This window comes from Synechococcus sp. 1G10, assembly GCF_002252625.1.
GTDB lineage: Bacteria > Cyanobacteriota > Cyanobacteriia > PCC-6307 > Cyanobiaceae > Regnicoccus_A.
The window spans coordinates 15853-38272 of record NZ_NQKW01000020.1 but is presented as its reverse complement, the minus strand read 5'-3'; the positions used below and the strand labels follow the sequence as shown (position 1 = coordinate 38272).

General features: G+C 66.9%; 20 protein-coding genes. 8 read left to right on the top strand and 12 right to left on the bottom strand.

The window, feature by feature from the left end; all coding sequences use genetic code 11:
• Positions 1–83 precede the first annotated feature (83 nt).
• Positions 84–1391: a glycosyltransferase gene (locus CJZ82_RS14045; RefSeq protein WP_158218582.1), complete on the bottom strand. Its 1308-nt coding sequence runs from the start codon at positions 1389–1391 to the stop codon at positions 84–86.
• Between the two features lie 126 nt (positions 1392–1517).
• The gene (locus tag CJZ82_RS14040; RefSeq protein ID WP_094556387.1) at positions 1518–1847 is read right to left on the bottom strand and encodes a hypothetical protein; all 330 of its coding nucleotides are present in this window, start codon (positions 1845–1847) and stop codon (positions 1518–1520) included.
• A gap of 92 nt (positions 1848–1939) precedes the next feature.
• On the opposite strand from CJZ82_RS14040, the gene CJZ82_RS14035 reads away from it, so the two are divergent.
• Entirely contained in the window at positions 1940–2281 is a 342-nt protein-coding gene (locus tag CJZ82_RS14035; RefSeq protein ID WP_094556386.1) for a hypothetical protein, read from the top strand.
• 19 nt (positions 2282–2300) lie between these two features.
• Here CJZ82_RS14035 and CJZ82_RS14030 read toward each other — a convergent pair whose 3' ends face one another.
• From CJZ82_RS14030 to CJZ82_RS14000, 7 genes are all read right to left on the bottom strand, one after another.
• On the bottom strand, positions 2301–3473 hold the full coding sequence (locus CJZ82_RS14030; protein ID WP_369820074.1) for an anhydro-N-acetylmuramic acid kinase: 1173 nt from the start codon (positions 3471–3473) through the stop codon (positions 2301–2303).
• Positions 3470–3685 carry an NAD-binding protein gene (locus CJZ82_RS14025; RefSeq protein WP_233130259.1) on the bottom strand — a complete coding sequence of 72 codons (216 nt, stop codon included), beginning with the start codon at positions 3683–3685 and terminating at the stop codon, positions 3470–3472. The genes CJZ82_RS14030 and CJZ82_RS14025 overlap by 4 nt, the downstream gene beginning before the upstream one ends.
• A 165-nt stretch (positions 3686–3850) precedes the next feature.
• The gene (locus tag CJZ82_RS14020) at positions 3851–4486 is read right to left on the bottom strand and encodes a peroxiredoxin (RefSeq protein WP_094556385.1); all 636 of its coding nucleotides are present in this window, start codon (positions 4484–4486) and stop codon (positions 3851–3853) included.
• Positions 4487–4587: 101 nt separating this feature from the next.
• Positions 4588–6402, bottom strand: coding sequence for an SLC13 family permease (locus tag CJZ82_RS14015; protein ID WP_094556384.1), 1815 nt, complete (start codon positions 6400–6402; stop codon positions 4588–4590).
• Positions 6403–6413: 11 nt separating this feature from the next.
• Positions 6414–8060, bottom strand: a complete 1647-nt coding sequence (hflX, locus tag CJZ82_RS14010) for a GTPase HflX (protein WP_094556383.1) — start codon at positions 8058–8060, stop codon at positions 6414–6416.
• Positions 8057–8719: an HAD-IA family hydrolase gene (locus CJZ82_RS14005; RefSeq protein ID WP_094556382.1), complete on the bottom strand. Its 663-nt coding sequence runs from the start codon at positions 8717–8719 to the stop codon at positions 8057–8059. The genes hflX and CJZ82_RS14005 overlap by 4 nt, the downstream gene beginning before the upstream one ends.
• Positions 8716–9957 (bottom strand): NAD(P)/FAD-dependent oxidoreductase, encoded by a 1242-nt coding sequence (locus tag CJZ82_RS14000; RefSeq protein WP_094556381.1) that lies wholly within the window; start codon positions 9955–9957, stop codon positions 8716–8718. Before CJZ82_RS14000 ends, CJZ82_RS14005 begins: the two co-directional genes overlap by 4 nt.
• A gap of 75 nt (positions 9958–10032) precedes the next feature.
• Between CJZ82_RS14000 and CJZ82_RS13995 the strand changes: the two genes are divergently transcribed.
• Positions 10033–10782, top strand: coding sequence for a phosphoadenylyl-sulfate reductase (locus CJZ82_RS13995; protein ID WP_233130258.1), 750 nt, complete (start codon positions 10033–10035; stop codon positions 10780–10782).
• 3 nt (positions 10783–10785) lie between these two features.
• The gene (locus tag CJZ82_RS13990) at positions 10786–11586 is read left to right on the top strand and encodes a type III pantothenate kinase (RefSeq protein WP_094556379.1); all 801 of its coding nucleotides are present in this window, start codon (positions 10786–10788) and stop codon (positions 11584–11586) included.
• Here the strand turns inward: CJZ82_RS13990 and bcp are convergent.
• Positions 11534–12001 carry a thioredoxin-dependent thiol peroxidase gene (bcp, locus tag CJZ82_RS13985; RefSeq protein WP_094556378.1) on the bottom strand — a complete coding sequence of 156 codons (468 nt, stop codon included), beginning with the start codon at positions 11999–12001 and terminating at the stop codon, positions 11534–11536. The two genes, CJZ82_RS13990 and bcp, sit on opposite strands and share 53 nt — an antisense overlap.
• A gap of 64 nt (positions 12002–12065) precedes the next feature.
• Between bcp and CJZ82_RS13980 the strand changes: the two genes are divergently transcribed.
• Positions 12066–12578 carry a hypothetical protein gene (locus CJZ82_RS13980; RefSeq protein WP_094556377.1) on the top strand — a complete coding sequence of 171 codons (513 nt, stop codon included), beginning with the start codon at positions 12066–12068 and terminating at the stop codon, positions 12576–12578.
• Between the two features lie 78 nt (positions 12579–12656).
• The gene (locus tag CJZ82_RS13975; RefSeq protein WP_369820071.1) at positions 12657–13346 is read left to right on the top strand and encodes a protein phosphatase; all 690 of its coding nucleotides are present in this window, start codon (positions 12657–12659) and stop codon (positions 13344–13346) included.
• A gap of 62 nt (positions 13347–13408) precedes the next feature.
• On the opposite strand, the gene CJZ82_RS13970 is transcribed toward CJZ82_RS13975, so the two are convergent.
• A complete protein-coding gene (locus CJZ82_RS13970) occupies positions 13409–15676 on the bottom strand; it encodes an AAA family ATPase (RefSeq protein ID WP_094556376.1) in 2268 nt (755 codons plus the stop codon).
• Positions 15677–15774: 98 nt separating this feature from the next.
• Here CJZ82_RS13970 and CJZ82_RS13965 point away from each other — a divergent pair, with 98 nt between their 5' ends.
• Genes CJZ82_RS13965 through CJZ82_RS13955 form a run of 3 tightly spaced genes read left to right on the top strand, consistent with a single transcriptional unit; the run spans position 15775 to position 20467 of the window.
• On the top strand, positions 15775–16866 hold the full coding sequence (locus CJZ82_RS13965; protein WP_094556375.1) for an efflux RND transporter periplasmic adaptor subunit: 1092 nt from the start codon (positions 15775–15777) through the stop codon (positions 16864–16866).
• An 11-nt stretch (positions 16867–16877) separates the two neighbouring features.
• Entirely contained in the window at positions 16878–20186 is a 3309-nt protein-coding gene (locus CJZ82_RS13960) for an efflux RND transporter permease subunit (protein ID WP_094556374.1), read from the top strand.
• Positions 20186–20467 carry a hypothetical protein gene (locus tag CJZ82_RS13955; protein ID WP_094556373.1) on the top strand — a complete coding sequence of 94 codons (282 nt, stop codon included), beginning with the start codon at positions 20186–20188 and terminating at the stop codon, positions 20465–20467. Before CJZ82_RS13960 ends, CJZ82_RS13955 begins: the two co-directional genes overlap by 1 nt.
• A 232-nt stretch (positions 20468–20699) precedes the next feature.
• Here CJZ82_RS13955 and CJZ82_RS13950 read toward each other — a convergent pair whose 3' ends face one another.
• Positions 20700–22355 carry an alpha-D-glucose phosphate-specific phosphoglucomutase gene (locus CJZ82_RS13950; protein WP_094556406.1) on the bottom strand — a complete coding sequence of 552 codons (1656 nt, stop codon included), beginning with the start codon at positions 22353–22355 and terminating at the stop codon, positions 20700–20702.
• Positions 22356–22420: the final 65 nt, after the last annotated feature.

Genomic DNA, 22420 nt, shown 5'->3' with positions numbered 1-22420 from the left:
TGCCGGAGCTGTCTGATGGGCACCCTATGGCGGCTCTTCAGTGGTGGCCAGCATTTGTTGGCTGTTGTTGGATGTTGGATCTGTCACCACGACTGGCGCCGACTCAGGCTGCTGGCATAACCCCAGATGTGGCTGAGCAGGTTCAGGGGAATGTAGAAAAACGGTCTGAGACTCAACTCGATCAGTGCACCCGGCACAGAGACATCGCCACGGCCGAAAGCACGCCGGTAGAGCTGCAGCGAGAGCCCAGTGAGCAGCACTCCCACCAGGCCGGAAATCAGGGCCAGCAGACCAAGAGCTCGCAGTCGCGCAGGCGGTTCCCCCAGCAAGGCCAGACTGGCCAGAAACCAGGCCAGGGGGTAGAGAAAGCTGGCCACGGTGTAGGTGTTGTGGCTGAGGTAGAGCATCCCCAGCACGCCGTAGCGGCAATTCCCCACCATCGAGCGGTAGTGGATCAGGGTGTCCAAAAATCCACCGGCCCAGCGGCGCCGCTGGCGCAGGAACACTCCGATGCGGTCTGGGGCTTCGGTGCGTACAGCCAGGGCGGGCTCGACTCTCACCCTGCATCTATCGCCGTGGTCGCGGCGGTGGCGCTGCAGCCGGTAGATGATTTCGTAGTCCTCGACCCAGCTGGAGGGATCGAAGCCGCCGATATCCAGCAGGGTTTGGCGGCGGAAGGCTGAGCAGGCTCCGGAAATGATCAGGCTGGCGTCCAGCTGGCTCCAGGCCAGGCGCCAGAGATGGTTGCGCGCGTACTCATAGCGTTGGAAGCCCGCGAACAGGCGCCCCTGCGGGGTGGGGGGACAGCGGGGCAGCAGCGTGCCGCTCACCGCATCCAGGTCCGGCTCCCGGGCGAAGCTGTGTTCCAGGGCGGCGAGGGCGCCGGGCAGCAATTCTGTGTCGGCATCGATGATCAGCACCACCGCGGCCTCGCTGACGGCAACACCCTGGTTGATCGAATCCCCTTTGCCTCCGTGCTCCTTGGCCAGCAGCCGCAGGCTGGGATGGCTCCTGGATCGGCGCAACCGTCCCCCGTGCTCGAGACCGTAGGCCTCGGCCAGGCTCGCCAGGGTGTCGTCCCTGGAGCCGTCGTCGCAGATGATCACCTGCTGGGGCTGGGGAACCTGGGACAGCACACTCTCCAGGGTGGCAGGCAGGGAGGTGGCCTCGTTCCAGGCTGGAATGATCACATCGATCGTCGGTACCGCCCGTGGCCGCTGCTCCGCCACTGCCGCCGCCGAGGAGCTCAGCTGCCGTCGCCAGCCGTGGTGAGCTAGCAGGAGGATGCCAAGTGCCTGGAGGCTGTCGTAGATCACCACTATCAGCGACAACGCCAGGAACAGATCGACCCGATGGAACACGCCGGCAGCGATGATGCCCGCCGGGATCACCCAAGAAATGGTCAGCAGGAGCAGAAAGAATGCTGATGACCGCCCTGGTGGAATGCCCCCATGTCCTGGTCTTGGCATGCTGCCGCTGAACCGTGGGCCAGGAGGAAATTCAGATTAGAAGAGCGTTCAGGCAGCTTGCGGCGGCTTCACTGATTCGCTCGATTCGGGTCGGGCGGTGGGACTCTCCAGGCTGCGGGCCTCCAGGCAGAGCAGCTGGCGCAGCTGGGCGTAATTGGCGGCCAGGGGCTGACGGCCCTCCTGAAGAGCGTTGAACTCGGCGCGCTGCAGCACGTGATGCAGATGGGTGAGCAGGTAGGTGCTGATCACCGCCGAGACCTCGACGTTGCTGGAGCCGGCCGCGCGCGCGCTGGTGCTCCCTGGGGAGCCCTGACGCTCTTTTGTGCGACGCGGCTTCGGGGTCTGTCCCGCCGCCGACGTGAGCGCGCTGTTGGGCATGGCTCTGGCTCGGAGCGTCTCAATCTTAGTGCCGGATACTATCCGTTGAGATCTCTGTACACTGGTGTGTAACGCGTGGGATCTGTTCCGCTGTGGCCACTCGCCAGACCTCCACGAGCGGCCGCCCCAAGTCCCCGCGTATTCAGGTGGTGCTGCCTGAGGGGCTTTGCGAGCGCCTCACCGCAGCGGCCGAGGCGGAGTCGCGAACAGTGAGCAACATGGCCAAGGTGCTGATCCAGCGGGGGCTCGACAGCCTCGAGCAGGCAGTGGCTCCGCCCTCCCCGGGGATGGGCGAGCGCGCCAGCGCCGCCGGCCGGCCCACCGAACGGCCCACCGAACGCTTCCGCGAGGTGCTGGAGCGCCAGGAGAGCAGCCAGCCCCGCCGGCTGCGGGGGCTGCCGCGGCGCCTGCGGCTGCCCCGTTCCGGCTCCTGAATGGGCTGCTCCCGGCAGTTCAAAGGCTGGGATCGGCCCTGACCCCCATCACCACTGCTCGACTGGCCCCAGTCACCGAGGGCAGGGCCCCGGCATGTCGATGCTGGTGCCACCAGGCGAACAGGGCAAAGCCCAGTGCCTCACGGGCTGCCTCATCGAGGCCCAGCTCGGCTAGCGGGCGGACCCACAGTCCCCGGCAGCGCCGCCTCAGCTGATCCATCAGCATCCCGTTGCGGGCTCCGCCTCCGGCCACCACCAACTCCAGTGGCCGCGGCCCATGGCGCAGGTCGGCTGCCACCACCGCTGCGCTGAAGGCCGTAAGAGTGGCCAGGGCATCGGCGGGCTCAAGGGGAGCTCCAGCGGCCTCCGCCCGCAGCTCAAGCTCCAGGAGGCGCCGATCCAGATCCAGTACTCCGAAATCTTCCCGGCCGGTGGATTTCGGCGGCGCTAGCTGGAAGAAGGGTTCCCTCAACCACGACTGGATCAGTTCCTCCTGCACTGTGCCCCGACTGGCCCAGGATCCCCCCTTGTCGTAGCTGAGCTTGTCCTGGCTGAAGCGGCTCACCGCCAGATCAATCAGGCTGTTGGCCGGGCCACAGTCCCAGCCCCGTACCGGCTGGTGGCGCTCCGGTCCCTGGGCTGGCGGCAGCAGGGTGAGATTGGCGATCCCTCCGAGGTTGAGCACAGCGCGCCAACCTCCGATCGGTGGCAGCAGGGCGGCATCCGCCGCTGGCACCAGCGGGGCACCGTGCCCGCCCATGGCCAGGTCGGATGCGCGCAGATCGAACACCACCGGCCGCTCCAGCAGCTGGGCCAGCAGTGGCCCCTGCAGCAGCTGCCAGCTTGCGCCGCGCCGTCCCCCCTGGGGCGCCCGGTGCCAGATGGTCTGGCCATGGCAGCCCACCAGCGCGGCGCGGCCGTCTGGATCACAGCGGCGGGCACACTCGGCCTGCGCTTCGCTCACGGCTTCGGCCAGATCCAGCAGCGCGGACGCCGCAAATGGCTGACCCTGTCCCACTGCGATCAGCTGGGCCCGCAGATCGCTGGGGTAGGGATAGAAGCATTGGTGGAGCACACGCCAACGGGGGTGCGCCAGCGGGGGCTGGAAACTGGCCAGCACCGCGTCCACCCCATCGGCGCTGGTGCCGCTCATCAGCCCGAGCACCAGGCTGGGCCGCCCCGGGACCCTCACAGCTGGGGCAGCCCTTCGAGCGCCTGAACAGTTCCCATCACCACCAGCAGATCCCCTTTGCTGGCGCGCTGATCCCTGTTGATCGCCAGCACCTCGGCGCCGCAGTGCACCAGTTCCTTGCAGACGGCTGTGCCGAAACGCCCTACCCCGATCACCGCGAAACGGTCCGGTGCGGCCGTTACGGCTCCTTGCCAGCGCCACCAGTTGGTCATCAAGGCTCATCTGTGTGCGGCGCCATTCTGTGACCCGTGCCCACCGGCCGCCGCTCGGCCTGACATCCGCTGCGACTGGCCAAAAAAAATCCCGCCGCAGGCGGGAGAGAAGGGAGGGAAAGACAAGCCAGCTGGCAGGCCGCGGCCAACCAGGCTGGTTTGTTCTCACTTGTTCGGCTGGGGGGTCATGCGCAGGTAGGGCTTGATCTCGGTGACGCCCTTGGGGAACTTGACGCGGGCGTCCTCGGTGGCGATCGAGGGCACCACCACGCAGTCCTCGCCGTCTTTCCAATTCACCGGTGTGGCCACCTGGTGGTGGTCGGTGAGCTGCAGCGAATCGATCACCCGCAGAATTTCAGTGAAATTGCGGCCGGTGCTGGCCGGGTAGGTGATCTGCAGGCGCAGCTTCTTGTTGGGATCGATGATGAAAATCGAGCGCACCGTCAGATTGTTGAGGGCGTTCGGGTGGATCATGCCGTAGAGATCGCTGACCGTCTTGTCGGAATCGGCCAGGATCGGGTAATCAACGACGGTGCACTGGGTTTCGTTGATGTCGGCGATCCAGCCCTTGTGGCTTTCGGCCGAATCCACGCTCAGGGCGATCGTTTTGACATTGCGCTTCTCCCACTCGGGGCGCAGGCGTGACACCTCGCCAAGCTCGGTGGTGCACACCGGGGTGTAATCGGCCGGATGGGAGAAGAGCACGACCCAGCTGTCGCCGGCGAAGTCGTAGAGGTTGATCGGACCCAGTTGGGACTCCTGGGTGAAATCGGGAACTGTGTCGCCGAGTTGCAGCGTCATGGGGAAAAGCGTGTTGGGAGGGAGAGGGAAAGGATTGTGCGGGAAGGGGCGCGCTGCCGCGGCCGCATTCCAAGCCTGGTACAGGTTAGGCACCGGAGGGCCTAGATCCCGAACTGTCTGCAGACCAGCCAGGGGACCAGAAGGGTCATCACCACGGTGAGGGGGAATCCGTAGCGGGCCACATCGAGGAAGCGATAGCGGCCCGGTCCGAACACCATCAGGTTGGTCTGATAGCCCACCGGGCTGAGGAAGCTCTGGCTGGCGCCGAACAGCACCGTGAAGATGAAGGCCATCGGTGGCATGCCGAGGCCGACGGCAACCTGCGCCGCGATCGGAATCACCATCGCCACCGTGGCCGCATTGCTCATCACCTCGGTGAGCAGGGTGGTGAAGAGGAACACCGCGGCCAGGGCCCAGTAAATCGGCCAATGCTGCAGGCCATTGAGCAAGGATCTGGCCATCGCTTCGGCCAGCCCGGTTTTCTCCAGGGCGATGCTGAAACTTCCGAGCGATCCGAGCAGAAGAATCACATCCAGCCGGATCGAACGCAGTAGTTCACCGGTGCGAAGGCAACCGGTGGCCACCATCGCCACCGTGCCCAGCAGCACCGCTGCCACCAGCGGTAGCAACTTGAGGGTGGGCAGCAGTATCACCAGAACGGCGATGACCATGGCGATTCCCTTGCGGCTCACGGTGGGCAGATCGTCTTCGATCTGCTCGAGAACCACCAGGTCATTGTTGGCCTGGAGGCCGCGGATGGCGTCCTGGGGTCCTTGCAGCAGCAGCACGTCGCCCTCCCTGAGGGATGTCCTGCCAAGCCGCTCGCGCAGCACCGCATTGCCGCGGCGCAGGGCCAGAACGGTGACGTTGTAGCGCTGGCGGAAGCGCAGATCCCGCAGGCTCGCCCCGGCCAGGGTCGAGCCTGCCGGCAGCAGCACCTCCACCATCCGCAGGTTGGCAACCGTCTGGGAAGCCACTTCGGCGGCTCCTGATTCAGGGACTGGTGCAAGAACGATGGTGTGGTCCTGCTGCAGCCGGAGCAGGTCGTCACGGGTGCAACGCAGCACCAGGCGATCACCCTTCTGCAGGATGCGATCGGCCAGAGGTGGGGTGAAGCGCTCTTCGTCGCGGTGGAGTTCGAGCACGTCGACGTCGAAACGCCGTTGCAGGCGCGTGCCGTGCAGGGATTGGCCCACCAGCTCGGAGCCGGCCGGGATCATCACTTCGGTGAGGTATCCGCTGCTTTTGAAGCTGCGGGACAGGTCGCGGTCGTCGCTGCCGCGATCCGGCAGAAAGCGGTCGGAGAGCAGGATCATCACCAGGCTGCCCACCAGCCACACCCCGATTCCGATCGGCGTGAAGCTGAACAGGTCGAAGGCGCCGTAACCCAGCTTGCTGCTGACTTCACTGGCCAGCAGGTTCACCGAGCTGCCGATCAGCGTCAGCGTGCCGCCCAGAACCGTGGCGAACGACAACGGCAGCAGCACCTTCGAGGGCGAGATGCGGCGGCGGTGGCACCAGCCCTCGACCACGGGCAGCAAGGAGGCCACGATCGGGGTGTTCGGCACGAAGGCGGAGACCGGCGCCACCAGGGTGGTGAGCAGCACGATCATCCGCTTCGGGGATCGCACCGCGTCGGACCCGATCATCCCTCGCAGCCGATCGAGGCCACCGGAGCGAAACAGACCCGCCGAGAGCGCGAACAGGCCGAGCACGGTGATCAGAGCCGGACTTCCAAAGCCCTCCAGGGCTTCGGAGGGCTTGAGCACACCGGTGGCCATCAGTAGACCAGCCACCAGCAGGCCGGTGACTTCAGGGGCCAACCAACCTGTGATGAACAGAACGATCGAGCCAGCCAGCGTGACCAGGGTGATCAGGGCCTGGGGCTGGAGGGCGGCCTGGAGCAGATCGTCCATGGACGTAATCCCTACGTGGATTGCGGCCAATCTTGCAGCACGTCGCGCAAGTGCTGCAATCCCAATCCTTCCGTTGCGGAAATGAACACCACATCAGCGTCGAAAGATCGGGCCTGCTCCAGGGCGCCGGCAGGGCAGCGATCAATCTGGTTGGCCACCAGGCGGCGGGGGGCCTGGCTGCCGAGGGAATCGAGGATGGTGTGAACGGTCCTGAGCTGCACGGGCCAGGCCGGATCGGCCAGATCCACCACAATCAGCAACCCGTCGGCCTCAAGGGTTTCCTCCAGGGTGGAGCGGAAAGCCTCCACCAGGGGCGGCGGCAATTCGCGGATGAATCCCACCGTGTCTGTGAGCAGGAGGCGCCGCACCGCTCCACTCCCATCCGCCAGGTCCAGCCGGCGGGTGGTGGGATCCAGGGTGGCAAACAGCTTGTTCTCTGCCAGCACTTCCTCCCCTGCCGCTGGCTGGGTCAGGGCGTTGAGCAGCGAGCTCTTGCCCGCATTGGTGTACCCCACAAGCGCCAGCCGCTGCAGTCCACCCCGACCCTGGCGCAGGCGAGCACGGTGCTCCCCCAGCCGCTCCACGTCGCGTTGAAGACGCTCGATCCGGCGGGCAATGGTGCGGCGGTCCTTCTCCAGCTGGGTCTCACCCGGTCCGCGGGTGCCGATGCCGCCCCCCTGGCGCGAGAGGCTCAGGCCGCGTCCGCTCAGCCGGGGCAGCCGATAGCGCAGCTGGGCCAGCTCCACCTGCAGGCGCCCGGCGCTGCTGGCGGCCCGCTGGGCGAAAATGTCGAGGATCAGCTCACTGCGGTCACTGACGGGCAGGTCCAGCAGGCGCTCCAGGTTGCGGGCCTGCACCGGCGTCAGCTCCCGGTCAGTCACCACCAGGCTGGCCTCCAGCCGGCGAGCCTCCAGTGCCGCTTCCCTCAGCTTGCCTTCGCCCCAGAGTGTCTGGGGGGCAGCTTGCTGGCGCTTCTGACGCACCACCCCCACCGGCAGACCACCGGCGCTGCGCACCAGTCCTTCGAGCTCGGCGATGTCGCGCTGGCTCTCGCTCTCCTCGCCTTTCACCAGCGCCAGCAGCATCACCCGCTCCGGCCCCTGCTGCGTCTGCTTGATCGCCCCAGCCCCGTCCAGGTCGCTGGTTTCGGCGGGGTTGATGGCGGGATCACAGAGGTCGGGGAGCTCGCCTTCCAGCCGACAGCTCCAGGGCTGGGCTTCCTCGTGGCCGAGCCCGTAAACGGCAGCGGGCCAGCGTCCACCGGCGCGGGCACGGTCGCTGAAGCGCAACCAGAACAGGGGTTGCAGATCCATGCCCACCAGGGCTTCGCTGCCCAGTGGATCCAGCGACTGACCCCGGCCGATGCAGCTGAGCAGCCGTAGATCCTGGCCCTGACGCCGCTCGGAGCCTGGCAGGCGCTCGATCAGCCGGCCCGATTGCTCCAGGGGACCCACCCACAGCAAGCGGCAGAGGCCGCGGCCATCCACCACCAGGCTGAGGGGCAGCTCCAGCTCGCGGGCCTCGGCCGCCAGCCGCTGCAGTCCCAGCAGGTCGGCGCCCCCCTGCTCGGGGTGGCGGCGCTGGGCGAGGCGCTCCAATCGCCGTTTCTGGGCTGGCCGCAGCCCTGTGACGCGGCCGGCGAGGACGGACTGTTTCAATGACGCTGGATCCGCAGGCAGGTGATTCCAGCCGCCCGAGCACCGGCCACATCCTCGGGGCTGTCGCCCACATGCCAGGCCTGCTCGGGCTCAAGCCCCAGGCTGTCGAGGGCCAGCTGGAACGGCTGTGGACTTGGTTTGGCGGCACCGGCTGCACTCGAGACCACCACCAGCTCCAGCAGATCCGCCAGACCGAGGGCCTCGAGCAGACCATGAAGGCGCTGGTCGAAGTTGCTCACGACCGCCAGGCGCAGCCCGGCCCGGTGCCAGCGGCCCATGGGGCCGATCACATCGGGATACACCTGCCAGAGATCCGATTCGGCGAAGCGATCGAACAGCTCAAGAGACAGCCGCGGGGGCAATTCAAACTCGGCCAGGTTGCCACCGGTTGCGCGAAAGGTGTCCTCGATCCGCCTGGCCCACCATTGCCGCTCGGCCGCCAGCAGCTCCGAGCCCTCCAGGCCAGGAAAAGCCAGCGGGGAAGCCAGGCGCAACACGGCGGGCAAGGCCCGATCGATCGCTGTCGGATCCACGATGACGCCGTGCTGCCGGGCCACATCCGCGTAGGTGTGGCCCACCGAGCGGCGCAGGCCGATCAGCGTTCCCATCGCATCCAGCAGCAGTGCGGCGGGGGCGGCCTTGATCGGGGGTTGGCTCATCGAGATGCGATCAGGGGGCGGCCGAGATCGCTCAACCAGCCGGCCGCCACCCTGAGCTGATGCGGCAGGCCCGGCAGCCTCGAGAGGTAGGTGAGCTGACGGATCCTGTAGGCGGCAGGTCCGGCCAGCGTCAGGCCAAGGCCGGTGAGGCTGGCCTCGCCGATGCCCAGGCTGATCATCTCGCCCAGATCCTTCCAGCGGAACGGCTGCAACGGCTCACCTTCGAGTGAGCGCAGCAGATTCTCCGCCAGGCAGTCGGCCTGCTGGAAGGCCACCTGGGCCGTGGCCGCCAAGGGCGCTCCATCGACATCAGCGACGTGGGCCACATCCCCGATCGCAAAGACGCCTGGGTTGTTCTGCAGCTCCAGGGTGGGTTCACACAGCAGGCGACCCCGGTCATCGAGATTGGCGGCGGGCGCGATCGGGGGCGGGGCCACTGTCACCCCAGCGGTCCAGATCACGCCATCCACCGGCAGGGTTTCGCGGCTGTTGCCCCCCTCTGCCGCCGTGAGGCTCAGCTCCAGGCGGCCGGGTTCCAGGGCCATCACCCTGGTGTGGGTGCGCAGGCGGATGTCGCGGCGCAGCAGCGCCGATCGGGCTTGCTCTCGGTTGAAGGCCCTGGCCTGGGGCAGCAGATCGGCGCCCTGCTCGATCAGTTCGATCACGGTGCTGCCCCGGAGCAGATCGGCCAGCTTGCAGGCCAGCTCGACCCCGCTTGGTCCTGCCCCCACCAGCGCCAGCCGCTGCAGGGGCCTGGGGTGGCTGAGCAGATGTTGCACCAGATCCTGCAGGCGCTCCACGTCGGCCATGCTGCGGAAGGGGATGGCCAGCTCCTCCACCCCGGGTATGCCGTAACTGGTGCCGCGGCTGCCGGTGGCGATCACCAGACGGGAATAGGGCAGTGTTCGGCCTTGCTCGGTGGTCACACAGCTGGCGCTGGCATCAATCCGGCTGATCCCATCCCGCAGCCAGGCCACTCCGCGGCTGGCCAGCAGGGTGTCGTAGCGGGGGGCCACTTCCCAGCCGCGCAATTCCTCGGAGAGGAGTTCGTAAAGCAAGGGCAGGAACAGGAACCGCTCCTGGGGCTCGACCAGCAGGATCGGTGGGTGATGACGGTGGGACGCCAGAGCCAGGGCGGTGTAGAGCCCGCCGAAGCCGCCACCGGCAATCAGCACCGGCAGGGTGGAGCCAGGCGCCTGTTGGGAAGGGTTGGCCTGGCTCCTGCTGGGCTCTTCCATGGGCGAAAGGCCTTGCCGTCTCGGGTTGTTTGAACCCTAACCAGCGATGTTGCCCCGGAGGAGATGATGGGTGCCATGACCAGCCTCACCACGACCCCGTTGCCGACGGATCGGCTGGGCCGGACCATCGAGCCGGAACCGGCCCGGCGCCTTCTGGAGCCCCTCGATGCTGCTGGGCAGTTGGCCTGGGGGTATGAAACCTTCGGCGAAGGGTTTGCGCTCACCACCAGTTTCGGGATCCAGTCGGCCGTGCTGCTGCACATGGCCAGTCGCCTGAGTGAGCGGATTCCCGTGCTCTGGGTGGATACGGGCTACCTGCCGAGCGAAACCTATCTCTATGCCGACAGGCTCTGCACTGCCCTCAACCTGAATCTGAAGGTGGCTCAGGCTGATCTCTCGCCGGCCCGGATGGAGGCGCTCTACGGCCGCCTCTGGGAAACCGCTCGGGTGGAGGACCTGCAGACCTACCACCGGTTACGCAAGGTGGAACCCCTTGATCGACTCTTCCAGGAGCTGGGGGTTCAATGCTGGGCCAGTGGGGTGCGCGGTGGCCAGACCGATCACCGCGGTGCCATGGCCCCGCTTGGTGGGGTGCGTGGGCGCTGGTCGCTTCGACCCTTGCTCTCCTGGGGTCCGCGCGAAGTCTTCTATTATATGGAGAACCATGCCTTGCCCCAGCACCCGCTGTTTGAGCAGGGTTATTCCAGCGTGGGCGACTGGCATTCCAGTCGCCCTGACGATGGTGACGGCCGCTCCAGCCGCTTCGGAGGGCTGAAGCAGGAATGCGGCATTCATCTGCCGGGCGTGATGGGAGAGGGCATCTGAGCCGTGGGCGCCGGTGATCTCTGGTTGCTGATCGGCAACAGCCGTTGGCACTGGGCTGAGGCCCTGGCCGAGACCGCCGCCGAAGCTGGGACGGCCGCACTGCACTTCAGTCATGGCCTGCCCCCTCCTGATCCGGCCGTTGTGCCGTGGAACCGGTTGCGGGCCTGGGCAGCCGTAGGCCCGCTGCCCATTCAGGGGGAGGAAGGCAGCCGTTGGCTCGAGCGACTGGAGAGCCGGCGCCTGCCGCTCGAGCGGGTGCCCCTGCAGCAGCTGCCTCCCTGGGTAGGCATCGACCGCGCTCTGGTGGGCTGGCAGGCCTGGCGGTGCCAGGACCAGCGGGGGGGAGGGGCCGTACTGGTGGCCGATGCGGGCACGGCCCTCAGCCTCACCCGGGTCGGGGCGACGGGCAACTTCGCGGGAGGGCGGCTGCAGCCTGGACTGACCACCCAGATCAGCTCTCTGGGGCGAACGACGGCGCTGCTGCCGCTGCTGGTGCCGAGCCCTGAGGGGTTGGAGCCTCTCGTTGAGGTGATGAACCCCTGGCCGATCGAGACGGAGCAGGCGATGCGGGTGGGGTGCCTGCTGGGATTGGCGGCGGCTGTGGCCAAGGGCTGGCGCGACTTGCAGCGGCTGGAGCCCACCTCGCTCTGGCTCACCGGGGGGGACGCCCCGGGGCTCGCTGCGCTGCTGCGGCAGCAGCAGATTCCCTTCGAGCTGGCACCGGAGCTGGCGATGAAGGCACTGGTGGCCCTCAGCTCAGACCCAGATCCGAGAGGATCTGTTGAGCCATTTCCTCCGCCTTGACCTTCCAGTAGATGCGCTCCAGCTTCCCTTCAGGGTCGACCACGAAGGTGTGGCGCATCATCCCCATGAATTCGCGTCCCATGAACTTCTTGAGGCCATAGCTGTCGTAGGCCGCGGCCGTCTCACAGGGCTCGGGATCACTGAGCAGGGTGAAGGGAAGCTGGTACTTGGCGATGAACTTGGTGTGGCTGCCGGCTGCGTCCTTGCTGATGCCCAGCACCTTGATGCCGTGCTGCTCGAAGCTGGCCCATTGATCGCGAAACCCACAGGCTTCCTTGGTGCAGCCCGGTGTGTCGTCCTTGGGATAGAAGTAGAGAACCACCCGCTGTCCACGAAGGTCGGCCAGCGACACGGGTGTGCCGCTCTGGTCTGGAAGGGTGAAGGTGGGAGCCTGATCTCCGATCTGCAGCGTCATGGGTCGACGATTTCGAGAGTTGAACTTAGGTCGCCGGTAGGGTCGGACGATCTCCCGAAGCCAGATGGCCCTCGCTCTTCGCCTCGGCGTCTCCACCCTGCTGGCCCTGATTGGCGTCGCCGGTCTGGTCCAGCTGACCCTGCAGCCGCCCCTGGCCAGCCGCCCGGGGACTTCAGCATCTGTTGTGTTGGCCAATCTCGAGGCCCAGGAGGCCCTGCTGGATCAACGTCAGCAGGCGGCCCTGCTGTTGAACCGCTTCGTGGGAGCCCAGATCACCCGTTACTTCTGGGGGGGCTTCAGTGGCTATCTCGATGTGCTGGGCCTCGAAGTCCCCCAGGACATGAAGGCTGATCTGAAGGTGGAGGACCAGAGCGCCCAGCTGAGACTGACGCCCCGAACGGGTAAGGAGACCTATGTGGCGCGGGTGGAGGCCATCGAAAGCGTGCCGCGTGGGGTGGCCTGCCGCGGAGAGGGCAAGCCGGGAGCCTTTCCTCTTACTTCCGACCGTCTCGGTTGCCCGCCGGGATGGCGCCCGCTCGGCAGCCTCAGGCGCCTTCGCCCCATCCCTGAGGGGTAGGCAGGAGTGGGCCAGCCGAAGGTCTGTCTTCATTGGCACAGCAAGTTGTTGGCAAGTGCAACTCGGCTGTCTAAGTTAATGGAGATGTGTCTTCGCTATCCCGTGCTGAAGCGTCTTGCCGCTGGTCTCCTTGCTGGAGCCGCTTTATCTGTCACAGCTCTGCCCGCTTCGGCCGCTGTGGACAACGACCTGCCTGTGCGCTGGAACACCGGCGGTGCCGTGTGGTCCACCAACCTTGATGCGTTCAAAACGTTCATCGAAGATGGTGATGTGGTCGATCGCGGTCTCGCCGGCGGAATTTCCCGCTCTGGCTGGACGGCCAGCGAACTCCGCACCGGTCTGGCCAAGAGCTACAGCGTCGATGTGGTGGGTGTGACCCGCTTCCTGTATTCCGATGCTGGCGTCAAATTCCTCAAGAACCAGACCCGCAGCTACTTCCCCTACTGGTCGATGTCGACCTACGCCGTTCAGGGTCTGCGTGGCGCGATCATTGCCGACGCCGCCGATGGCTCCATCTCCTCGGCCGGCATCATGGCTGCCCTGCCCACCGACTTCCGTCTGGCTGACACCTGCGGCACCTACGACGGCAAGCAGAACATCTGTGCCGAAGGCAAGTGCCAGGGCGAGGCCCAGTGCACCTCCCTGCTGTCCTGGTATGTCTTCCTGCCTGCCTGCATCCAGGCCAATCAGTTGATGGATCCCGTGGCTCAGGTGCGCACCGCCCCACCACAGACCTTCACACCCGAGCCCATCCGCGGCCTCTGGTGACCATCACTTCCTGGTTCCGGCCAGGAATTGTTGATCTCAACCCCGGCATTGCCGGGGTTTTTTCATGGGCCGGCCTTGGCTGGTGGCTCCGTCGGCTGAGATTTCGAGCGGCGGGCGACCAGGCGCTGGTGGCGCAGCCGCTGGGGCAGCAACGCTCTGAGCTGACCACGGAACCCAGCTTCCACCCTGGTGATTTCCGCAGCGTGGATCACAGTCTCAAGCCGGCTTCGGTAGGCCGCACCCGGACCGAACCAACGCTGGCAGGTGGTCTCGCACAGCTCCAGGGTCAGCGACTCCTGCCAGCTCTCGAGCTCCACCTGCCAGTGCAGCGCCTCCAGGGCTGCCGTCAGCTCGGCTGAGCCTGGCGCTGGCGTCAGCCAGGCCTCCTCTTCGAGGCTGACTCGGTGCAGCAGTTCAGGCAGAGTCGTGTCCGCCAGGGGAGCACCTGAGCCTCCAGGTCTGGTCAGCAGCTCAGCGAGTGCCCCGGCGGGACCCAGCAATGGCCCACTCAGCAGCAGGCGCCACTGGGCCCTGGGGCTGGCCAGCCGATCCAGCTCCTCCAGCCACTGGTGCCAAAGCGCAGGCGCCAGTCCCTGGAAGGGAGCGCGGCTCACCAGCCACTCGAAGCGCTCGCCGGATTCCAACGCTTCGCTCAGATGATCGGGCCTTGTGGGCTCCAGCAGCAGCAGCCGGGGGCTGCGCAAGCTGTCGAGCAGCTGGCTCTGGGCCTGCAGGCGTTGTTGATCCGCTGCGGTATCCACGCTGATCAGTACGCCCCCCTCCGGAGCGCGCTCCAGGGGATCGAGGGCCCAGAGCAGGGAGCGAGCCCCCAGGATCAGGGTTCGGTCCTGCCGCTTCCAGTCGGCTCCCTGCCAGAAGCGCTGGCGCAGCTGATCGAGCCGCTCGCCCTCCGCTGCGGCCTGGCGTTGCAGCCAGCGCTCCAGCTCCGCGTCGCCTGGGCCGCTGCTGAGCAGAGGGCCGGAGTCGGCGCTGCTCTCGGCCGCGGCAGCGAGCTGGGCGGCACGGCGCCGCTGCAGCCGGCTCTGCAGGCCTCCCTCCCAACCAAGCTGACCCGGTAACCAGAACACCTCCCCCTGCAGGGCGGCCGGGAGGTAGGTCTGGGCAACCCAGTGCTCGGCGTAGGCATGGGGGTAGCGGTAGCCCACCCCATCACCGAAGGCCGTCCCATCGCGGTTGGCGTCGCGCAGGTGGGAGGGCACCTCCTGGCGGTTGGCGGCCCGCACGCTCTTCAGTGCGTCAAAGAATCCCAGCAGGCTGTTGCTCTTCTCGGCACCAGCCAGGTAGAGGGCTGCCTGGGCCAGGGGATAGAGCCCTTCCGGCAAGCCCACCCGCTCGAAGGCCGCCGCGCAGGCTTCCACCACCACGATCGCCTGGGGGTCGGCCAGACCGATGTCTTCCCCGGCGGAGATCAGCATGCGCCGGAAGATGAAGCGTGGGTTCTCTCCGGCCTCCACCATCCGCGCCAGCCAGAACAGGGCGGCGTCGGGGTCGGATCCCCGCAGCGACTTGATGAAGGCGCTGATCGTGTCGAAATGGGCATCCCCTTGCTTGTCGTAGAGCACGGCCCGCTGCTGGATGGATTGTTCGGCGATCTCCAGGTCGATCCGGACCACCCCGGTGTCATCGGCGGCGCTGCTCTCCACCGCCAGCTCCAGGGCGTTGAGCAGGCTGCGGGCGTCACCTCCCGCCACATCGAGCAGGTGATCGGCGGCCTCGGGGCTCAGCTCCACCGACCGGCCGCCATAGCCGCGCTCCCCGTCGGCGAGGGCCCGCTCCAGCAGCACCCGCAGATCACGGGGCTCAAGCGACTGCAGGCGGAACAGCCGCGAGCGGCTGACCAGGGCCTTGTTCACTTCGAAGTAGGGGTTCTCTGTGGTGGCTCCGATCAGAGTCACGGTGCCGTTCTCCACCCAGGGCAGCAGGGCGTCCTGCTGGGCGGTGTTGAAGCGATGCACTTCGTCGATGAACAGCAGGGTGCGCAGGCCGTGGCGCTCCAGTCGCTGGCGAGCCGTCTCCACCTCCACGCGCAGGTCCTTGATCCCGGCCAGCACCGCATTGAGGCTGGTGAAATGGGCACGGGTGCTGCTGGCGATGATCCGCGCCAGGGTGGTCTTGCCCACTCCCGGCGGGCCATGCAGGATCAGGTTGCCCACCCGATCGGCGCGGATGGCCCGCCGGAGCAGGCGCCCGGGGCCCAGGATCTCCTCCTGACCAACGAATTCCTCGAGGTTGCGTGGCCGCAGGCGGTCCGCCAGGGGGGCAAGCGCCTGGCGGTTGATCTCCCCCTGATGGCTGAACAGATCACTCAAGGGCGGTGTAGCGGGCTGGGGACAATCCTGGGATCAACTCTCAGAGACTGCAGGGGGTGGCACGGGCCTGCAGAATCGGTCGAGTCTTGTCACCCTGCGTGAAGCGTTCCTGTCTGGTGATACCGGCGGCATTTGGTCTGTTGGCGGCTGGCCTCAGCGGCTGCGGAGATCCTCCCAAGCCTCCCCCCAGGCAGGTTCAGGTCAGGACCGAACCCGTCGCCCAGGCCCGGTTCAGCGACGACGTGGACACGATCAGCACGCTTGAGGCCCTCAGCGTGGTGCAGCTGGCGGCGCAGGCTGGTGGCCGTATCGAGCGTTTGCTGGTTCGTCAGGGCGATGTGGTGCGTCAGGGGCAGCTGCTGATGGTGCTTGATCAGATTCAGGTGCGCGCCGATGTGGCCAGTCTGCGCGCCCAGGCGGAGAAGGACGAGCTCAACTACAAGCGTTTTGAATTCCTGGTGCGCCAGGGTGCCGCCAGCGCCCTGCAGCGCGACCAGTTCCGCGCCCAGTTCGTGCAGTCGAGGGAGGCCCTGAGGGCTCGGGAAGCCGATCTGGCCTTCCGCGACCTGCGCTCCCCCAGCGATGGGGTGATCAGTGATCTGCAGGTCAAGGTGGGCGATGTGATCAGTGCCGGGGATCCCTTCACCAAAGTGGTGCGCAACGATCGCCTCACCGCCCGCATCGACGTTCCCGGCGTGCTCACCGCCCGGGTGAGGCCCGGTTTGCCGGTGACGTTGCAGGAGCCCCAGTCGCCAAGGGAGCTGGCCCGTGGCGTGGTGAGCTCCGTGGATCCGGTCGTGAATGCCGGCAACCAGTCCCTGCTGGTGAAGGCCGAATTTGACAATCCCACCGGTGCTCTGCGCACCGGCCTGCGGCTGCGCACCCGGGTCCAGCTTGACGCGGCCGATCTGCCGTCGGTGCCCTTCGCCGCCGTCACCCAGACGGCTGGCCAGAGCTTCGTGTTTGCGCTCGGCACCCTGCAGGATCTGGAGAAGAACCCAGGCAAGGCCCCCCTGGACCAGTTGCGTCAGTTGCCACCGGGCAGCAGCTTCGCCCTGCAGCGCCCGGTGCAACTCGGACCCCTGCAGAACAACCGCTATGCGGTCCTGCGCGGTGTGACGCCCGGTGAACGGGTGATCACGACCAATCTGCTCACCCTGCGTCACGGCACCCCCGTGACGGCGAACTAGGGAATCGCCAGATGTCCGCTTCTGACAATTTCATCACCCGGCCGGTGCTCACCGTGGTGTGCAGCCTGCTGATCGTGTTCGCCGGTCTGATCGCCATCCCGCTGCTGCCTGTCGAGAACCTGCCGGACATCGCCCCGCCCACCGTGCGGGTCACGGCTCGCTACAATGGCGCCGATGCCCTCAGCGTCGAGCAGGGGGTCACCGCCGTGCTGGAGCAGCAGATCAACGGCGTTCAGAACATGGAGTTCATCAGCTCTAACAGTTCCGCCGACGGCACCAGCGCCATCACGGTCTCCTTCGCCAGCGGCACCGACGGTGACATCAACCAGGTGAACGTGCAGAACCGGGTGGCCCTGGCCCAGCCCCAGTTGCCCGAAGAAGTGCGTCAGTCGGGGGTGGTGGTCAACCAGGCCTCCACTTCGATCCTGCTGGTGGCCAACTTCGTCAGTGAAGACCCGGCCAACCCCTTCAGCATCGAGACGATCAGCGGCCTGCTCGATCAGGGACTCACCGATGCGCTGCGCCGGGTGCGGGGGGTCGGAGACATCGCCTATTTCGGCAACCGGCAACTGGCGATCCGTCTCTGGCTTGACCCCGACCGGCTGGCCGCCAACAAGCTCACCTCCGCCGACGTGGTGGCCGCCCTCAGTTCCCAGAACCGCCTGGTGCCGGCCGGCCGGGTGGGCGGGGCGCCCGCGCCCGATGGCCAGCTGTTCACCTTCACGGTGCAGTTGCAGGGAAGGTTGCGCACCAGCCAGGAATTCGAGCGGTTGATTCTGAGCACCACCCCGGATGGGGGGCTGATCCGTCTGAGCGACGTGGGCCGGGTGGAACTGGGGGGTGAAAGTTTTGATGTGGGGGCCACCGACCTGCGTGGCGTCCCTTCGGTGGGCCTGGCGGTTTATCAGCTCAGCGGCAGCAATGCCCTGGAGGTGTCTGACGGGGTCAAGGAGGTGATCGACACCTTCGTGGCCACCCTGCCGCCGGGGATTCGCAAGGAGATCATCTATGACAACACCGACTTCATCAATGCTTCGATCGAGGGGGTGACGGGTTCCTTGCGGGACGCCGTACTGCTGGTGGTGCTCATCCTCTTTCTGTTCCTGCAGGACTGGAAGGCCACCCTGGTTCCCGGTATCGCCATCCCCGTGGCCCTGGTGGGCACCTTCGCCTTCGTGAAGGCTTTCGGTTTCTCCCTCAACCAGCTCACCCTGTTCGGGCTGGTGCTGGCCACGGGCCTGGTGGTGGATGACGCCATCACCGTGATCGAGGACACCTCAACCAAAAAGAAGGAGGGGCTCTCGGCCGTGGCGGCCGCCACGGCCACCATGAACGAACTGTTCGGTGCCGTGATCGCCACTTCCCTGGTGCTGTTTGCGGTGTTTCTGCCGGTGCTGTTCTTCCCGGGTGCCACCGGCACGATCTACAAGCAGTTCGCCGCCACGATCATCTTTTCGGTGGCGATCTCCACCTTCAACGCCCTCACCTTCTCGCCGATGCTTTCAGCCCTGCTGCTGGCCCGCGAGAGTCCGCCGCCGACCCGCCGGATCTATGCCATCGGCGGTGTGGTGATCGGGGCCATCTATGGCCTGCTCAGGAGCGGAAGCCTCACCAGGCCCCTGCCGATGTTGCTGTTCGGCCTGTTGGGCCTGGCCCTGGGCTGGTTCACCCCCTCGATCTTCAGGGGGTTCAACCGTTTCTATGGCGGCTTTGAAGAGCGCTACAACGGTGCTCTGGCCTGGGTCCTGGGCCGTCGCAAGCTGGTGATGGCCCTGCTCTTGGGGGGGGTGGTGCTCACCGGTGTGGCGTTCAATGCCATCCCGTCGGGGTTCGTGCCGGTGGAGGATCAGGGTTATGCCATCGGCTTCGTGCAGGCCCCCGACGGCACCTCGGAGCAGAACACCCGCCGCATCAATGCCCGGGTGGCGGAGATCCTGCGCAGCGAGAGCGACATCAGTTCGGCGGCGATCTTCAGCGGCGCCAGCCTCGATGGCAATGCGCCCAACCGCGGCCTGTTTTTCTTCGGCACCAAAAATTGGGATGACCGCGGCGATGCGGACCAGTCGGTGAACGCGATCGTGGAGCGGCTGAACCGCAAGCTCTCGGTGATCGATGGGGCCCGGGTGTTCGTGGTGGAGCCCCCCTCGATTCCCGGCTATGGAGCCTCGGGCGGCTTCGAGTTCCAGCTGCTTGATCAGAGCGGTGGCGCCCTCAACCTGCCCCAGTTCGCCGGGGTGGCAGGCCAGCTGATTGGCGAGGCCAACCAGGCACGGCCGGATGGCCGGCCCCTGTTCAGCCGCGTGTTCACCCAGTTCAGTGCCGAGTCACCCCAGCTGGCCGTCACGGTCGACCGTGACCGGCTCGCCACCCTCGGCCTCGACTACGGCCAGGCGATGCGGGTGTTCAGCTTCTATTTCGGTGGCGCCTACGTCAACGACACCTTCCAGGAGGGAAGGGTGCGGCGGGTGTATGTCCAGGCGGATGGACCCTTCCGTGCAACCCCACAGCGGCTGAAGGCCATCTTTCTCACCAATGCCAAGGGTGAGTCGGTGCCGCTGGCCGAGGTGATCACGGTTGAGCCGGTCACCGGCCCCTCGATCATTCCCCGCTTCAACCTCTTCCGCGCCATCCGGGTGGAGGGCTCGGCGGGCCCGGGGCGCAGCTCGGGCCAGGCGATCAAGGGCATCCTGGGGCTGTTCAAGAGCCTTGATGTGCCTGGCATCGGCTACGACTGGACCGGCATCGCCCGGGAGGAGGTGAACGCCGGTGCCCTGGCGGTGGTGATCTTCGCCCTCGGGATTCTTGTGGTTTACCTGGTGCTGGCGGCCCAGTACGAGAGCTACAGCGATCCGCTGATCATCCTGATGACGGTGCCCACCGCCATGCTCGGAGCCCTGGCGTTCCTGGGCGCCCGCGGCTACGAGCTCAACATCTACGCCCAGGTGGGCCTGGTCATGCTGATCGGCCTGGCGGCCAAGAACGGGATCCTGATCGTCGATCTCGCCAACCAGCGCATGGCCGCCGGCGCCAGCGCCCTGGAGGCGGCCCGGGAGGCGGCCCGCTCCCGCCTGCGGCCAATCATCATGACGGCCATCTCCTCGCTGTTCGGCTTCCTGCCCCTGGTGCTGGCGGTTGGTGCCGGAGCCCGCAGCCAGGCCTCCCTCGGCACGGTGGTGTTCGGCGGCCTGCTGGTGGCCACGATCCTCTCGCTGCTGGTGGTGCCGGTGTTCTACGTGGTGATGAAGCAGTTGGTGCCGCCCCCTTCCGCTCCGCCGGAGGAGGGAGCTGAGGCTGTGGCGATCGAAGGAGCCTCCCCCTGATGGCCCCCCAGGCCCCGCTGCGGGGGAGCAGGATTCTGCTGGCCGGACTGATCGGAGCTGGGCTGGGGGCCTCCCTGGCCGTGATGCTGCATGCGGTGGTGACCCACACGCCGGTGGAGGTGAGCCCGCGCACCTTTGCCCTCTTCTTCGGAATCTTCTGTGCCTTTGGGGCCTTTGCCGGCCTCACCCTGGAGACGGTGCGCCAGCTGCAGGTCTCCAACCCCGATCCTGCCTACCACCAGAAGTGGTCGCGAGGCGGACGCAGCCGGGAGCGCCCCTGATCTTCTTCCTTGTCGGAACGTCTTCTTCCCAGCGCTTCGCTGGCAGACGTGGAGAGGTCAGCTTTGATGAGCCAGCCTGTATCGCACTAGTGACTGGCCCCCTGCGGCAACCCATCCCCGTTCAGGCGTCCTCCTCCCTGCTGGCTCTGATCTCGCTGGCTGGCTGCGCTCCGGCGCCACCGCCTCACCCGCCGCGGCGAGCCAGGCCAGGGCCAAGGCCAGAGCAAGGCTGTCAGGTGATCACCGTGGGCTGCTCCATGCCGGTGCGGCTGCGGATTTCGGCCAGTTGGTCGGCGGCGGTGATCAGATCCCCGAGTGCCTGCTGGGGATCCTGATCCAGGTTGCCGCCGGTGCCCACATAGCTCTCCAGGTAGAGGCGCAGGGTGGCCCCCTGGGTGCCGGTGCCGGAGAGGCGGAACACCACCCTGCTGCCGTCGTCGAGCAGCAGGCGCAGACCCTGGCCGCTGGTGAGGGAGCCGTCCACCGGGTCGACGTAGCTGAAGTCGTCGGCGGTGGTGATGCTGCGGCCGGCGAAGCTCGCCCCAACCAGGGAGGGCAGCATCCCCTTCAGGCGGTCGTAGAGGCCATGGGCCCGGTCGCTGGCGATGGCTTCGTAGTCGTGGCGGGAGTAGTAGTGGCGGCCGTAGCGGCTCCAGTGGCTGGTCATCACCTCGGCTACCGAGCAGCGCCGCACCGCCAGAATCTGCAGCCAGAACAGCACGGCCCAGAGACCATCTTTCTCGCGGATGTGGTCGCTGCCGGTGCCGAAGCTCTCCTCACCACAGAGAGTGATGCGGCCGGCATCGAGCAGGTTGCCGAAGAACTTCCAGCCCGTGGGCGTTTCGAAACAGGGAATGTCCAGATCCTTGGCCACCACATCCACAGCCGCGCTGGTGGGCATGGAGCGGGCCACTCCGGCGAGCCCGCCGACGTAGCCCGGAGCCAGGCCGGCATTGGCGGTGAGCACCGCCAGGCTGTCGCTGGGGTTCACGAAGCAGCGCTGGCCCAGAATCATGTTGCGGTCGCCGTCGCCGTCGCAGGCGGCCCCGAAGCGGTAGGCGTCAGAGCCCATCAGCAGCTCGGCCAGCTCATGGGCATAGGTGAGGTTGGGGTCGGGGTGGCCCCCGCCGAAATCCTCCAGGGGGATGCCGTTGCGCACCGTGCCGGCCGGTGCCCCCAGCAGCCCCTCCAGCAGGCGGCTGGCGTAGGGACCGGTGACGGCATGCATGGCATCAAAGGCGATCGGGAAGTCGCCCCGCAGCATCTGGCTGATCGCGTCGAAATCGAACAGGCCCTGCAGCAGAGACACGTAGTCGTCGACTCCGTCGATCACCTCGATGCTCAGCCCGCCCAGGGCGTAGGTCCCTGGCGCCTCCAGGGAGGGCGTCTCGCCGTCGACGATCCGGTAGCCCTCCAGCTGGGTGGTGGCGCTGTAGATGGCATCGGTGATCGATTCAGGGGCCGGCCCGCCATTGGCGCCATTCACCTTGACGCCGAAATCGCCCTCGGGGCCGCCGGGGTTGTGGCTGGCCGAAAGGATGATGCCGCCGATGGCCTGGTGCTTGCGGATCAGGTTCGAGGCGGCGGGGGTGGAGAGGATCCCGCCGGTGGTGGTGATCAGTCGGGCCACCCCATGGGCAGCGGCCATGCGCGTGATCACATCGATGGCGCGGCGATTGCCGTAGCGGCCGTCGCCGCCAAGGATCAGCGTGCCCCCCGCCACTCCGGGCACCACCTGGAACATCGCCTCCACGAAGCTCTCCAGGTAGTGGGGCTGCTCGAACTGTCGGCTGCTCTTGCGCAGGCCGGACGTGCCGGGTTTCTGGTCGCTGAAGGGGGCGCTCAGGAGCACCTGACGAACCGATGGCGATGGAGAAGAGGTGGCCATGGCAGCGGCCGGAGCATCGAAGGAGGCGCTGCTGGTCATGGGTGCCAACCTGTGGATGGTCAGGC